This is a genomic window from Niallia taxi (assembly GCF_032818155.1).
GTDB lineage: Bacteria > Bacillota > Bacilli > Bacillales > Cytobacillaceae > Niallia > Niallia taxi_A.
The window spans coordinates 3,287,564-3,301,755 of record NZ_CP102589.1; the positions used below are offsets into that span (position 1 = coordinate 3,287,564).

A 14,192-nucleotide genomic window follows, 5' to 3' on the forward strand; every position below is an offset into this window, starting at 1 on the left:
CCATCGCATCTCTTTTTCTGTTAGGATATTGCCTTTTGCAATGTTATCAATTCATTTGCCAAATTATTAATTCTAGCTTTTACTTCCTTGCTGCTAATATCGTTTTCCACATTAAAGTCATCATTATGGACAAAAACAGCCGTTGAAGGAATAAGTCCCTTTAAGTAACTGAGAATAGGCTTAAGCTGATGCTCTGCTACAAGGAAGTGCTTATCTGTACCTGCGGTCATTATTATTCCTGTCACCTTCCCTTGAAAAGCAGCAACAGGCAAGTGGTCAAACAAATTCTTTAATGCTCCTGGAATGGAGGCCTGATAAACAGGACTGCCTATAATAAGCAAATCAGCTGCAAGTATCTTCTTAACAACCTTAATGGTGTCTTCATTATAATCGCTTAGTGCAGTTCCCTTAACGAATTCCACATCATATTCCTTCAGATCAATCAGCTCTGTTTCAATAGTTGCATCAGCTAATTTTGCGGCAGCAAGCACCTCATTTACTGCTTTTGCTGTTTTTGATCCAACAAGCGAACCAGATACACCGACAAGCTTCATCCTAAAGCAACCCCTCTCTTATCTGAAAAAGATGCCCTTAAAATAAGGACATCTAAAAAATATTACTTTTTAAAGCTTGCATATTTTGCTGCAACAGCATCCCAGTTAATGATTTCAAAGAAGCTAGAAATATAATCCGGTCTTCTGTTTTGGTAGTTCAAGTAATAAGCGTGCTCCCATACATCTAATCCTAGGATTGCATTGTTGCCTTCCATAATAGGATTGTCTTGGTTTGCAGTGCTAGTAACTTCAAGCTTTCCTTCAGCGTTTACAATTAACCAAGCCCAGCCAGAGCCAAAGCGAGTAGTTGCGCTTTGTGCGAAAGCTGTTTTGAATGCATCAAAGCTTCCGAATGCTGCTGTAATTGCTTCTGCCAACTCACCTGCAGGAGCATTGCCTTCTTTAGCAGGCGCGATTACTTCCCAGAATAACGTATGGTTAAGATGTCCGCCACCGTTGTTTCTTACAGCCGTTCTAATTGCTTCTGGAAGTGCATCAAGATTGCTTAGCAATTCTTCTAGAGATTTTTCTTGTAATTCCGCTTTTCCTTCAAGAGCAGCATTCAAGTTGTTTACATATGTTTGGTGATGCTTTCCATGGTGAATCTCCATTGTATTTTGGTCAATTTGAGGCTCAAGTGCTGCAAATCCATAGTTTAAAGCTGGCAATTCAAATTTTGACATTTTGTAATCCTCCAGTATTATGTATTATTTATACTTATTAGTATAAAAAGTATATTTAAAGGATATCGTATAAAAGAGAATAATGCAATTATTTTTTTCCACAATTTTCACTTTTCCTGCCCATCATATGCTGGGAGCCTTATAAATGTTAACATTTTATACTTTATGGTATAATTAATTATTCATAACCAAGCAATTTTTAGGTTAAAAAATACTCCAACATTAATGGAGGTCTATACATGGAAAAAAAACAAAATACAAAAGAAAAAATCCTCCATCTGCTCAAAAAAGAACAAGCATTGACTGTCAATGATCTAACCGAGCATTTGGAAATTACTCATATGGCTGTGCGCAAGCATCTTACTATTCTTGAAAAAGACGGGCTGATTCAAACAAAGGAAGTTAAGCAATCAATGGGTAGACCCATCCAAGTTTTTTCTTTAACAGAAAAGGCAGAAGCATATTTCCCGAAAAACTACGAAGGCATCAGCATTGGATTTTTACAGGATATTGAGGATTTGTATGGTGAAGGTTCAGTAGAACGGTTATTCGCAAAAAGAGAAGCAAGACTTATCCATGAATATGGAGTTAGAATGGACAGCAAGGATACTTCTCAAAGAATGAAAGAAATTGTTACAATCCAAAATGAAAAGGGGTATATGGCAGAGCTAAACGAGCTTGAAGACAACACATATGAATTAATTGAATATAATTGTCCAATACTTGAAGTCGCAAAAGAGTTCAAAATTGCCTGTAAATGCGAAACAGAAATGCTAAAAGACGTTCTTCGTCCAGAAAGCATCGACAGAACATGCTGCAGGACAGAAGGAAGCAGCCATTGCAGATTTTTGGTTAAATTTTAAGAATAAGAAAAGGAGCATATCATATGCTCCTTTTTGTTATTTTGCAGGCGGTCCAAACTCACCATGGTGAAAATCGCGAAAAGCCTGTTTTATTTCCTCCATCGTGTTCATTACAAATGGCCCATAAGGTACAATTTCTTCTTTTATTGGAACTCCAGAATAGATGAGTACTTTCGAATTACGTTTATTTGCTTTTATCGTGAGCGTACTTTCATTTTCGTCTGTGCCATTTTCGTTAAAGGTCAATGTCGCTACACCGTGCTTTTGCAGGTTTACTTTATTAATTCCGAAATCCATATCACCTGATAAAACATATAAAAAGGCATTATGATTTTCTGGTAGTTGATGCTTATAAGTCGTACCTGCACTTAATGATATTTCTGCTAAAGTGATTGGCACAAGCGAATTTAGAGGCCCTTGAACGCCAGCAATATCTCCCGAGAACACCCTTACCTTTCCTCCTTCAAACTCAAAAGCAGGCGCATTCTCGCTGTATATGTTTTGATAGATTGTATTGCTATGCTTTAAATCCTTCGGTAGGTTCAGCCATAGCTGCAAAGTATGGGCAATATCATCTCCTACCCCTTCCTCTGCGTGTCTAGCAGCCCAGCCTGCATTCATGTATTGCACATCCCCGGGCTCAAGGATATCTCTTCCGCCAGCATTATCGATATGCTCTAGCCTGCCCTCGACAACATACGTAATGGTTTGAAAGCCGCGATGTGGATGATCCGAAAATGCTCCTCTTTTAAACCAATCCTCTGCCATTAATATAAATGGATCAAAATCTTTCCATCCTTCCACAGGAAGAACCCAGCCTTTTTGTATGGAAGGGAACTCCGCTTCTTCATATTGTACATACCAATGGTCTTTGACATCTCTTCGAAAAATATTTTCTTGTTTCTCTACTATCTCTTTTTCCATTTCTCCCACCCCTTTTACAAACTATATGCAATTAAATCAGTATTACGCATACAATGCCAATTCTGCTTCAATCTGATCTTTAATTAATGTCACACATTCGTCTGCCGTTTTTGCAAAAATTCTTTTTCCATTAACAATGGCATAAGGTCTTTTTGCGCACATGCCACAAAAGGAAAGACAGCTGTTTTCAATTACGGCTACTTCCGGATATTCTGATTCGAGAATTTCCGCTAATGCTATGGAAGTAATGAGACTGCCATCACATATTTCGACAACTACAATCCCCATTTGCTTATATTCCCCCTCTAATTTGTTACATCTATAAAAAATGATATGAGTACTTTTTATACCAAATAGTATAATTAACGAAAATAACATTACTCCAATCTGTTTTGAAAAGCAATTATTATGCTTGTATAATTTCATAAGAAAAAGGAAGCTGCACATTAAGTCAGCTTCCTTCTACCTTCTATAATTTAACTTTTTCTAAATATAAACCGCCTGCTTCTGCCATTGGTCCTGTTTGGACTCTTTCTTTTGATTGAATAATGGCAGGAATTTGTTGTGGCTGGATTTTTTTCAAGCCTACTTCTATTAATGTTCCGATAATTTTTCTTACCATATTGTATAAGAAGCCGTCGCCTTTTACTCTTATATGGATAAAGCCGTCTTCTTTTTCTATTGTTATCGAGTAGATTTCACGAACCATTGATTTCTTTTTGCTTTTCGCATTTGAATAGGCTGTAAAGTCATGGCTTCCAAGAAAATGCTTAGCTGCTTCCTTCATTTTGGTTACATCAAGCTTTTCGTCAACATGCATGCTGTACTTGCGCATAAATGGATTCGTATGCTTCTCGTTCCATATTTTATACAAATATGTTTTTTCTTTGGCATTATAGCGGGCATGGAAGCGCTCAGGCACTTCTTCCACTTTAAGGACACTGATATCATTCGGCAAATACTTGTTTAAATAATCTTTTATTTCTAACTCATTCATTTTTAAGTTTAATTTCACATTGGCTATTTGCTCAATGGCATGCACGCCGGCATCTGTTCTGCTGCAGCCGATAATTTGAATTTCTTCACCAGCCATCTCTGTCAAAACATTTTCTAGCTTTCCTTGGATAGAGCTGTCCCCATTACCGAGACGCTGCCAGCCTTTATATCTTCCACCATCATATGCAATCGTCATTTTATAATTTGTCATGTTGTACTCCTTTTCAGTCACTTTCTAAAGTGTAGCTTGTCTGAGCAGGAAGTACAACTTTTTATTTTAAAAAGAGCAATCCCAATATTTAGGATTGCCTTTTGCTTCTTAGATTTGCGAGCCTAAACTCCCTAACTTCCTGATTAACAGACTTCAATAAACTGACAGCCATAATAGCAATTATAATGGAAAACGGCAATGCAGCTATAATCATCATATTTTGCAGTGCTTGCAGTCCACCTGAATATAGTAGCACTAGCGCCATAGCAGCAAGCAGGACTCCCCAAATTACCTTGAGACGATTGCTTGGATTGAGCGACCCGTTCGTTGTCATCATGGCAAGGACAAAGGTTCCTGAATCAGCAGATGTAATAAAAAACACGCCAATAAGTATTATTGCTAGTATGGATAAAGTAGTGCTGAGTGGATAATTCTCCAATACTCCAAATAATGATTCTTCTGTCGCTAATCCGGAAATCATGCCCATATTATTATGCTCTAACTGCATCGCAGTTCCGCCAAACACCGAAAACCATAAAAACCCAATCACTGCCGGGATGAATAATACATAAGCAACAAACTCTTTTATCGTTCTACCTCTTGATATCCTTGCGATAAAAACGCCAACAAATGGTGACCATGCAATCCACCAAGCCCAATAAAAAATCGTCCAATTATTAATCCATGCTCGTTTTTCCTCGTTGAGCGGAGCAATTCGGAAGCTCATATTTACGATATTTTGCAAGTAAGCTCCAAGTGTATCTGTAAATAGATTTAAGTTGAACAAAGTTGGGCCAATGAGAAACAGCATTAAGAACAAGATTCCTGCTAAAATCATATTAGCATTGCTCAAGATTTTGATTCCTTTTCCAAGCCCACTCAATGCTGAATAAATAAATAATGCAGTAACAATACAAATAATAATGAACTGTGTTGTGATATTTGTTGGTACACCATAAACAAAAGACAATCCTCCATTAATTTGCACTGCACCAAATCCAAGTGTTGTTGCAACTCCAAGTACAGTGGCAATAACAGCAATCGTATCGACCACTTTACCTGTAATTCCTTCTGCTCTTTTGCCAATCACTGGCTTTAAAGTGGCACTAATTAATGAAACCTTTCCTTTTCGAAAGGTAAAGTATGCTAAACAAAGAGCAACAAGGCCATAAATAGCCCATGCATGTATGCCCCAATGGAAAAAAGTATATCTCATCGCATCCTTCATGCCTTGCTCTGTTCCAACCTCTCCTGTTGGCGAGCTTATCGCATAATGGCTTATAGGCTCTGCTGTACCATAAAACACCAGTCCAATGCCCATACCTGCACTAAAAAGCATCGCAAGCCAGGATATCCGCGAAAATTCAGGCTTATCATCCTGTTTGCCAAGCTTGATACGCCCTGCTGGACTGAACAATAAGTAGATACATACAACAAGGAAAAACGATACAATAATTAAATAATACCAGCCAAAAATGTTCGTAATAAAGCTCTGAACGGTATTTGTTAAATTCTCCAGAAAAGCTGGTGCTAGAATCCCCACTAGAACTAGAAGCAGCAATATTGCTGTCGAAATATAAAATACTATTGAAACTTTTTTCATAAAAATAAATTACTCCTAACTTTTCCCTTTATGCCTTTTTCAAAAGAAAACCAGCCTTCTTCTCTACCCTTTTCCTGCTAAAAGTAAACTAATGAAGCGTGACTGTCTCTTAAAGGTAGTGTTAGTATGTTCTTATTATCAGCATTTCATATCCCTTATGCTAAAAAAGAAACCATCCTCATGAATGGTTTCTTCGTTATTTTATTTAAAGCCTAGTACAGGATGAGGAATATACGGTTCTTCAAGCTGCGCAATTTCTTCCTGTGATAATGTTACTGCGAGTGCTGCAACTGCATCCTCTAAATGAGACATTTTAGTTGATCCAATAATCGGGGATGCGACTGTCTCCTTTTGCAAGACCCAAGCAAGTGCGATTTGTGCCCGTGATACACCTCGCATTTCTGCAATCTGCGCTACTCGTTCTACAATCATTTTGTCAGCAGCAGCTGTTTGGGCATAAAGTGACTTTCCAAACTCATCTGTTTCAGACCGAGCAGTTGTCTCTTCCCAGTTGCGAGTTAATTTACCTCTTGCTAATGGACTCCATGGTATGACGCCGATTTTTTCTTCTTTGCATAGTGGAAGCATCTCGCGCTCTTCTTCTCTATATAATAAATTAAGATGGTTTTGCATAGTAATAAATTTTGTCCAGCCGTTTTTTTCGGCAATATGCTGCGCCTTCAGAAATTGCCATGCATACATCGATGAAGCCCCGATATATCTGGCCTTCCCTGCTTTGACGACATCATGCAGCGCCTCCATCGTTTCTTCAATTGGTGTGTCATAATCCCAGCGGTGTATTTGGTAAAGGTCGACATAATCAGTACCTAGTCTTTTAAGACTTTTGTCGATTTCACTCATGATTGCTTTGCGAGATAATCCGGCTCCATTTGGGCCTTGATGCATGCGCCCATGCACTTTTGTGGCTAGAACAATTTCATCGCGGTCAGCAAAATCCTTCAATGCTCTTCCAACAATTTCTTCACTCGTTCCATCAGAATATACATTAGCTGTATCCAAAAAGTTAATACCAAGCTCAAGAGCTCTCTTAATAATCGGTCGGCTCTCTTCCTCATTTAACACCCAGCTGTGATTGCCTCGCTCTGGAACTCCAAAGCTCATACAGCCGAGACAAAGTCTTGAAACATCCATGCCTGTATTGCCTAATTTAACGTATTCCAAAATATGTACACCTTCTTTCCAGGATTTAAGAATAAGTATAGTCCTATTCCTTTATTCGGACAAACATTTTACTTTTTCATCCATTGAATTATTTTCCATTGACTTATATCTACTCGTTTGACTTTGTAACCGTTTTCAATTATACTGTTTTTAGGTTGGATGACATCCGTGGTCATCATCGGTACCTAGCGCAGGTGGAGCTGGTACTATTTTTATGCAATTTCTTGTAATCGATTCACAAGATACTAGGCAAAAGACAACTAGAAAAATCTAGTTGTCTTTTCGCAAACCATTAGCGATTATTAGCTATCGGTTTTCCGAATACAGGAAAACCGCTCTCATCCCATGTAAATACTTGTGCACGTGCATGACGATCCGGATTATCCAGAGGATCTCCATCCATTTCTGTATACGGGCGGGCATGATAGATAAGTACATCCTCGTTACCGTCTTCACTTACCGTAAAGCTGTTGTGGCCTGGACCAAATTGGCCGTTTTCCGGGGCACTTTTGAAAACTGGCTCTTTCGATTTAGTCCACGAGTAACCGTCCAAAAGGTCTGCATCCACATCTGCCCAAAGCAGACCCATGCAATAGTTTCCATCTGTTGCACTTGCAGAATAAGTGATGAAAATTTTATTATTGCGGATTATAACTGCTGGCCCTTCATTTACGAGGAAGCCGATTTTTTCCCAGCCATATTCAGGGATCGTCAGCAAAAGCTGTTTGCCCTTTAATGTCCACGGGTTTTCCATTTCAGAAATATACAGGTTCGAGTTTCCAGGAATAGCAGGCTCCTTTTGTGCCCAAACATAGTACAGTTTATCGTTATGTTCAAACACGGTAGCATCAAGGCAGAAGCTTTCCTGTTGAGTTTTCACTTGCCCTTTTTCCTCCCATTTACCTGTGAGCGGATTTTCATCTCCACATTCAATTGCAAACATGCGATGCTGAAAAATATGGTTTTTTGGATGACTGCTTGGTGCGGCAGCAAAGTAAATATACCATTTGCCTTGCACGAAATGAATCTCTGGTGCCCAGATTAACTGACTTTGCGGACCTTCAGCATGCGCTCTCCAAACGGTCGCCTTTTCACTGTTTTCAAGGTCATTTAAACTTTTTGCTCTTCTTACTTCTATTTCTTGATAACCAGGTACGGAGCCTGTGAAATAATAATAGCCGTCTGTATGCTTATAAACCCATGGATCTGCACGTTGTAAAACTATTGGATTATTATATTTAGATGTTGTTTCAATCATGTCATTATCTCCCTTTACATGTTTTCTTTGATTATTTCCTCTTTAATTGCTCCTTTTTTCATTAATTCACCTGATATAAATCTTTCAATGCAGATGATATAGATGCTAACGAAGCAGAGAGGAAGAATAATGCTGAATTTATAAGCTGCTGCAAGCAGTACTAAGAAAAACAGCAGACTGAAAATACTCTGAACTGGCATAAGCAGCGGCAATGCCAGCACTAATTTTGCTTTTTGCTTAAACGTACCTTCCGTATGTATGGCAACAGGGAATGTATAAACGATTGCAGCCAAAACATAAATCATGATAAAGAGGAGCGGATAATAGAGCACTGCCAGACCAATCGCCATTTGTTTGACGAGCTGCATATCAATCCACAGCACATACAGAATCGCTCCATAAATGAGTGCCAAGCCATTCATTTTTATAAAGCCTTTCTTATATGCAGTGAAGAAGCTTTTGGCAATTTGAAGATAGGACGGGTAATCCGCTTTATATGCCTCCTCTTTTTGCAAATGGAATAATGCATAAGTGGCAGGAAACACTCCAAAAAAGCCAAGTCCAAGCACCACACCAGCAAGCCAGAGCAGATTCAAGTAAATAATATTTACCGCTTTATCCAGATAAATCATGATTTTATTTGACCACGCCATATACTAAACCCTCTTTCCAAAAATTGTGTTTCCGTTTGGAGTTAATCCGGAGAACGCAATTCCTTCTTTATCTTCTTTCCAGTTTTTGCATGCAAAAATAATAAATATCGTACCGCTTTTTTTATGAAGATATTGATGTTCTCCCAACGGCTCAAACTCTGCCAGGTTACTATCGTTTATGGTGAAAAATTCGCTTTCTTTAATAGAGGTGGTATCATCAAAAGCGATGATCTCCCATTTCCCCAGCAAATCTCTGTCTGACAACGAATACGCATCCAGTTTTTCATAATGCTCAGGAGAAACAACAGGCCAGCCGTTATTCAGCCAAAACATCTCTCGAATGAACGCAAAGTGATATGGAGAACGTTCTTCAATCCGCACATGGTGAACCATGTAATTCTTCTTGCCCTCCGTAAATATGGAGTTATGGCCAGGACCGATCCAGCTAATATCCTCGTTGAATTGATAGCTGCCAACAAGCTTTACTCCAATAGAGTCTGGCTGTATGTTTGTTTCTAGCATGCTGTTTCCATTTATGTCGACATAAGGTCCTGTTATTTCCTTTGACCTTGCGACCCTCACATTATAGCTGTCATTCAAACTATCATAAGAAGTGAACAAATAGTAATAATCCAATTCTTCATGATAATAGATAAAGGCACCTTCAATTGCTGTATCAACAGACTTGGGCCGCTTTGCAAGAAGCGTGCCATAATCTTGTTCATTTTTTAGTCGACCTGTCTCCATATTCAGCTCGGCAATATAAATGCCGCCAAAGAAAGAGCCATAGCACATCCAGTACCTTCCATCCTTATCTGTAATAATATTGGCATCAATCGCATTATGTTTGGCTAAGTTTGGATTTGTTTTTATAACGATTCCTTGGTCACTCCATGGACCTTTTAGATGCTCGGCAGTTGCTAGACCAATGCATGACACTGTGCTTCCAAAGGTTGAAGCAGAGTAATACATATAATATTTGTTGTTATAACGAATAACCTCCGGCGCCCACAAACCGCCTGCATTCGCCCATGTACCCGCCTCTGTTGGAATCCCCGCCAACGCAGTCCCTACAAACTCCCAGTGGACAAGATCTGTAGATTTCCTGATTGGCACACCTTGCGTAGGTTTGCCTTCAAAAAAGGTATCTGTTGCAAACATATAGTAGACGCCGTTTTCCTTCACAATAGTTGGATCATGAGCCCCAAGCGTGCCCCATTGATAGGCTTGAAGCTTGTCAAACCACCTTTTTGTATTCTCCTTCAACTAAAAAGCCTCCTTAACCCTTATCCTTTTACACCAGATAAAGCGACTGATTCGATAATTTGCTTTTGGAATATAAGGAATACAATCAGCACAGGCAGCAAGGAAACAACTGATCCAGCCATGATTAACGGATAATCTGTCTGGATTGCGTAGGTTGCTTTAAGATTGGCGATAACAACCTGTAATGTTTGCTTCTCTGGGCTGTTCAAATAAATTAATGGCGCCAAGTAGTCATTCCATACACCCATAAACCAAAGGATAAACTGTGCTGCAACAGCAGGGCGAATGACCGGGAAAATCAGCTTAAAGAAAATTTGCAAATATCCCGCTCCATCCACCTTCGCTGCTTCAATGAGTGAGTAAGGTACATTCGCCAAATATTGGCGCAGGAAGAAGATCATGGTGATATTTCCGAATAATCCTGGCACGATAAGCGGAAGGAGCGTATCGACCCAGCCAATTTTTGAAAACATAACGAACTGCGGAATCATGATAATCGGGTATGGAATCATGATAGATGCCAAAAGGATTAAGAAGATCCAATCCTTAAATGGCATTCTCAGCTTTGCAAATGCAAATGCAGCCATACTTGATGTAATTGTTCCAACGATTGTTACAGACAACGAAACAATAATCGTATTTTTTATCCCATATCCTAAAGTGTCCAGCTGAAACAGCTTTGTATAGGCATCAAACTGGAATGGATCTGGTATCCACTGCGGCGGTAAAGCAAATACGCCTGTTTTATCCTTTAACGAAGTAGAAATCATCCAAAGCAACGGACCAATCATTAAGATTGAACCAAGCGACAGGATTACATAAACGATGATATCCGTAATTCTTTTTTGCTTTTTCATTACTGCACACCTCCTAATCCAAGCTATAATCTGATTTTCTGTTTAAGTAGAACTGAATGACTGTCACGATGAAAATAAAGACGAACAAAATCAATGACATCGCCGAGCCGTAACCCATTTGGTAATATTTAAAGGCTTTTTGCCATACATACCATACGATGGATGCTGCACTGTATTCAGGGCCTCCAGTTGGTGTCATGATATTGATTTCTGTGAAAATTTGGAAACCGCCGATAATGTTTGTGATAACTAAGAAAAAGGTAACCGGCTTTACCATCGGCCAAGTGATATTCAGGAATTTCTGGTATGAGTTAGCTCCATCTAAATCTGCTGCTTCGTAAAATGACTTCGAAACACTTTGAATGGCAGCTAAATACAACAGCATGGAATATCCTAGGCCCTTCCATACAGCCATCAAAATAATCGCCGGCTTAACAGTTGCCTTATTTTCAAGCCAGTTCGGTCCTTTAATACCGAAAACCTCCAACACTTGGTTCACTAACCCGAAATCCCCATTGTATGCCCAAGCCCACATGATGGATATAGCCGCAAGCGACGAAATTACAGGTATGTAATAAACCGTTCTGAAGAAAGTAGTGCCGCGCAATCCCCTGTTTAAAGCAATTGCCAACAGCAGTGCCAAACCAAGACCAATGGGAATCCCAATCATATAGAAGACCGTATTGTAAAGTGTCTGGTAGAAGTACGGATCTTGGAACAGTTTGACAAAGTTATCTAATCCGATGAAATTCATGCGGTTTAGCCCATTCCAATCTGTGAAAGAAGCGTATATGGAGTAGGCAAACGGATAGACAGAAAACAGTAGGAACCCTATGACAGGAGCGAGTACGAATAAAAAGGCGACTCGATGTTCCTGCTTATATAACGCGCTGGATTTTTGCTTTTTTGGTTTTTTCGGCTTAACATCTTTAGTGCCGACAACCGGATTAATGCCAGACATGCTTTTCACCCCTTTTAGCAATAGGCATCTGTGACTTGCCACAGATGCCTATTAATCTATTATTTTGACATTTTAGCTTGTTCGTTTGCTTCATCTAACAGCTTTTGCATTTTAGGCTGGATCTCTTTCAAATATTCCTCTGCTGTCTTTTTGCCTTGGACAACTGGTGTAATATTTGTCCAGAACTCATCTAACCATTGAGAGTTATAAGTTGCAAATGTTGGATAAGGCACACCGTAATCTTGGACGATATCAAGGAACTCTTGTTTATTGCTAGGCACTGACTCTGTATCAGAAGCCCATTCCTCGGCCATATCTACAAGGTTAGGAATTTGAACCTGTGCATCAAGCAATGTTTGCTGTGCTTCTTCATCAGCTGATAAGTAGATGGCAAGCTCTGTTGCCAATTCAGGATATTGTGTCATTTCAGAAACAACAAGTCCTAATGAACCTACATAAGCGACTGATTTCCCAGCATCGCCTGATGGCCATGGCATTAAGTCATATTCAAAGTCAAGCTTAGCGTATGTGCTCATATCCCAAGGACCTACTGGGAAGAAAGCAAGCTCGCCATTCATCCATCTTTGGTAAGTATCAAGCGTTTCTGCTTGAGATGAGTTTGGTGTTGTATTATATTTGTTCGACAGGTCTGAGAAGAATTGTAGAGACTTTGCAAATTCAGGTGTATCTACAGTAACTTTATCGCCTGCTTCGTTTAAGAAGGAAGCTCCATTACTGTATGCAAATGACTGCAATGACCATGTTGCGTTAAACCCACTCGCCCACTGATCAACTTCTCCGTCACCGTCTGTATCTTGAGTTAAGTCTTGACTCACTTTCAGGAATTCATCCCATGTATACGCTTTATCTTTGTCTGGAATTGGAATGCCTGCTTTTTCGAACATATCTTTGTTATATCCTAAAGCGAAAGGACCAACATCCTTCGGTAATCCGTAAAGTGCCCCTTTACCTGATGTTTCTCCATCATAGCGGTAGATGTCGACACCAAACTGCCATAAGCTGTTCAAATCAAAATCCGCTTTTTCTACATCCTCGGTAATGTCTCTGATAATTCCATTATCTACATAGTTTGCAATGCTTCCTGAATCAAGATAGAACACATCAGGCACATTGCCGCCAGATACAGCTGCAGATAGTTTAGTAGAGTATTGGTCAGCATCTGTATTGATGATTTTTACTTTCACGCCTTCATGCTGCTCTTCAAATTTTTTGATAGCTGCAGTATAAGCCGTTTTTTCATCTTCGCCGCCTCTAAACATAAAAGTGATTTCTTTCTCATCGCTATTCCCGCTGCTTTTGCTTGAACATGCACCCAATAAAACCATACTTGCAACTAACAAAATAGACAGCAATAAATTTAGTTTCTTCATAATCAGTACTCTCCCCTAATTATTTTTTTGTACTGCCATGTATAAACGTGAATTCCCCTGCATAATCCCAAAGCTTTAAAAATAATTGCTTTTATACCTTTTAAAAGGTTTTTATAAATGAAAAGAAAGTAGCGGAAGACTGTGTTGGATTTCTTCCTTAACACAAAAACAATTTTCATGCCGTTTATTATCGATTTGTTGTTCATATAGCAGTAAGCTTGCATCCGACAAACAGTACCGACAAGGCACAAGAAATGCTTTGCGTTAAAGAGGGGCGGAACATTTTATTAATCACTATATTGCCCTTCTCATTCTGCTTATGTATCTGATATCAACTATATAAAAACGTCATCGATAAAATATTTGCTCTATTAAACTTTTATCAGAGCCCCCTTTAATAAGAAAATACCTTACATATTATTTATACAATAAGCTGAAAACGCTGTCAATAACTATAATATAAATTTAACATTAATTTTTTATAACTTAGTTAACAAAAACATTAACCATTAATCATTAGTTCTTTTTATAAATAACAATTATTTATATTTTAGTTAACTTAGACATAATCAAACCCACTTAATTAATTAAACTATTAAAGTCAAGGACTTATTTAGCTGTTTGCACTATTTTTTAATAATGAAAAGGAAAAGGAATAAGGCTTTGGTTTTTTTGTCTTTTTACGTTGAATTTTCGGGAAAAATAGAAGGCAGCTGATTACGGTTGTTTCAGATGGTAAAATGCTGCCGTTTTAATAGAAATTTTTTAAAAAGGTGATTCATTTTTCCAC

14 protein-coding genes are annotated in these 14,192 nt (G+C 38.8%); 1 reads left to right on the top strand and 13 read right to left on the bottom strand.

Going from position 1 to position 14,192, the window contains the following annotated elements; genetic code table 11:
* Positions 1 to 20: 20 nt before the first annotated feature.
* Together NQZ71_RS16485 and NQZ71_RS16490 are read right to left on the bottom strand one after the other, a co-directional pair.
* Complete coding sequence (locus NQZ71_RS16485; protein ID WP_144452173.1) at positions 21 to 554, bottom strand: NADPH-dependent FMN reductase; 534 nt, start codon at positions 552 to 554, stop codon at positions 21 to 23.
* Between the two features lie 62 nt (positions 555 to 616).
* A complete protein-coding gene (locus NQZ71_RS16490) occupies positions 617 to 1,237 on the bottom strand; it encodes a superoxide dismutase (RefSeq protein ID WP_127735424.1) in 621 nt (206 codons plus the stop codon).
* A 239-nt stretch (positions 1,238 to 1,476) separates the two neighbouring features.
* On the opposite strand from NQZ71_RS16490, the gene NQZ71_RS16495 reads away from it, so the two are divergent.
* A complete protein-coding gene (locus NQZ71_RS16495; RefSeq protein ID WP_144452172.1) occupies positions 1,477 to 2,100 on the top strand; it encodes a helix-turn-helix transcriptional regulator in 624 nt (207 codons plus the stop codon).
* Between the two features lie 36 nt (positions 2,101 to 2,136).
* Here NQZ71_RS16495 and NQZ71_RS16500 read toward each other — a convergent pair whose 3' ends face one another.
* The 11 genes from NQZ71_RS16500 to NQZ71_RS16550 all read right to left on the bottom strand — a co-directional run bounded on the left by NQZ71_RS16500 (position 2,137) and on the right by NQZ71_RS16550 (position 13,408).
* Entirely contained in the window at positions 2,137 to 3,024 is an 888-nt protein-coding gene (locus tag NQZ71_RS16500; protein ID WP_317011011.1) for a pirin family protein, read from the bottom strand.
* Positions 3,025 to 3,066: 42 nt separating this feature from the next.
* On the bottom strand, positions 3,067 to 3,312 hold the full coding sequence (locus NQZ71_RS16505) for a YuzB family protein (protein WP_144452170.1): 246 nt from the start codon (positions 3,310 to 3,312) through the stop codon (positions 3,067 to 3,069).
* A 181-nt stretch (positions 3,313 to 3,493) separates the two neighbouring features.
* The gene (gene truA, locus NQZ71_RS16510) at positions 3,494 to 4,231 is read right to left on the bottom strand and encodes a tRNA pseudouridine(38-40) synthase TruA (protein ID WP_275004592.1); all 738 of its coding nucleotides are present in this window, start codon (positions 4,229 to 4,231) and stop codon (positions 3,494 to 3,496) included.
* Positions 4,232 to 4,319: 88 nt separating this feature from the next.
* The gene (locus NQZ71_RS16515) at positions 4,320 to 5,834 is read right to left on the bottom strand and encodes a glycine betaine uptake BCCT transporter (RefSeq protein WP_260053639.1); all 1,515 of its coding nucleotides are present in this window, start codon (positions 5,832 to 5,834) and stop codon (positions 4,320 to 4,322) included.
* 201 nt (positions 5,835 to 6,035) lie between these two features.
* Positions 6,036 to 7,016 (bottom strand): aldo/keto reductase, encoded by a 981-nt coding sequence (locus NQZ71_RS16520; protein ID WP_275004589.1) that lies wholly within the window; start codon positions 7,014 to 7,016, stop codon positions 6,036 to 6,038.
* Positions 7,017 to 7,308: 292 nt separating this feature from the next.
* Positions 7,309 to 8,274, bottom strand: a complete 966-nt coding sequence (locus NQZ71_RS16525; protein WP_275004586.1) for a glycoside hydrolase family 43 protein — start codon at positions 8,272 to 8,274, stop codon at positions 7,309 to 7,311.
* Positions 8,275 to 8,288: 14 nt separating this feature from the next.
* Positions 8,289 to 8,927 carry a YesL family protein gene (locus NQZ71_RS16530; protein ID WP_144452165.1) on the bottom strand — a complete coding sequence of 213 codons (639 nt, stop codon included), beginning with the start codon at positions 8,925 to 8,927 and terminating at the stop codon, positions 8,289 to 8,291.
* 3 nt (positions 8,928 to 8,930) lie between these two features.
* A complete protein-coding gene (locus tag NQZ71_RS16535) occupies positions 8,931 to 10,193 on the bottom strand; it encodes an arabinan endo-1,5-alpha-L-arabinosidase (RefSeq protein WP_317011012.1) in 1,263 nt (420 codons plus the stop codon).
* Positions 10,194 to 10,213: 20 nt separating this feature from the next.
* A complete protein-coding gene (locus tag NQZ71_RS16540; protein ID WP_127735451.1) occupies positions 10,214 to 11,050 on the bottom strand; it encodes a carbohydrate ABC transporter permease in 837 nt (278 codons plus the stop codon).
* 13 nt (positions 11,051 to 11,063) lie between these two features.
* Positions 11,064 to 12,011, bottom strand: a complete 948-nt coding sequence (locus tag NQZ71_RS16545; protein WP_260053637.1) for a carbohydrate ABC transporter permease — start codon at positions 12,009 to 12,011, stop codon at positions 11,064 to 11,066.
* A gap of 59 nt (positions 12,012 to 12,070) precedes the next feature.
* Entirely contained in the window at positions 12,071 to 13,408 is a 1,338-nt protein-coding gene (locus NQZ71_RS16550) for an ABC transporter substrate-binding protein (protein ID WP_394374131.1), read from the bottom strand.
* Positions 13,409 to 14,192: the final 784 nt, after the last annotated feature.

What these genes read in the sequence shown, in the direction of transcription:
- NQZ71_RS16495 (WP_144452172.1), top strand. Translation starts at nt 1,477, where the DNA reads ATGGAAAAAAAACAAAATACAAAAGAAAAAATCCTCCATCTGCTCAAA.
- NQZ71_RS16505 (WP_144452170.1), bottom strand. Translation starts at nt 3,312, where the DNA reads ATGGGGATTGTAGTTGTCGAAATATGTGATGGCAGTCTCATTACTTCC.
- NQZ71_RS16540 (WP_127735451.1), bottom strand. Translation starts at nt 11,050, where the DNA reads ATGAAAAAGCAAAAAAGAATTACGGATATCATCGTTTATGTAATCCTG.
- truA (WP_275004592.1), bottom strand. Translation starts at nt 4,231, where the DNA reads ATGACAAATTATAAAATGACGATTGCATATGATGGTGGAAGATATAAA.
- NQZ71_RS16545 (WP_260053637.1), bottom strand. Translation starts at nt 12,011, where the DNA reads ATGTCTGGCATTAATCCGGTTGTCGGCACTAAAGATGTTAAGCCGAAA.
- NQZ71_RS16515 (WP_260053639.1), bottom strand. Translation starts at nt 5,834, where the DNA reads ATGAAAAAAGTTTCAATAGTATTTTATATTTCGACAGCAATATTGCTG.
- NQZ71_RS16500 (WP_317011011.1), bottom strand. Translation starts at nt 3,024, where the DNA reads ATGGAAAAAGAGATAGTAGAGAAACAAGAAAATATTTTTCGAAGAGAT.
- NQZ71_RS16530 (WP_144452165.1), bottom strand. Translation starts at nt 8,927, where the DNA reads ATGGCGTGGTCAAATAAAATCATGATTTATCTGGATAAAGCGGTAAAT.
- NQZ71_RS16485 (WP_144452173.1), bottom strand. Translation starts at nt 554, where the DNA reads ATGAAGCTTGTCGGTGTATCTGGTTCGCTTGTTGGATCAAAAACAGCA.
- NQZ71_RS16525 (WP_275004586.1), bottom strand. Translation starts at nt 8,274, where the DNA reads ATGATTGAAACAACATCTAAATATAATAATCCAATAGTTTTACAACGT.
- NQZ71_RS16490 (WP_127735424.1), bottom strand. Translation starts at nt 1,237, where the DNA reads ATGTCAAAATTTGAATTGCCAGCTTTAAACTATGGATTTGCAGCACTT.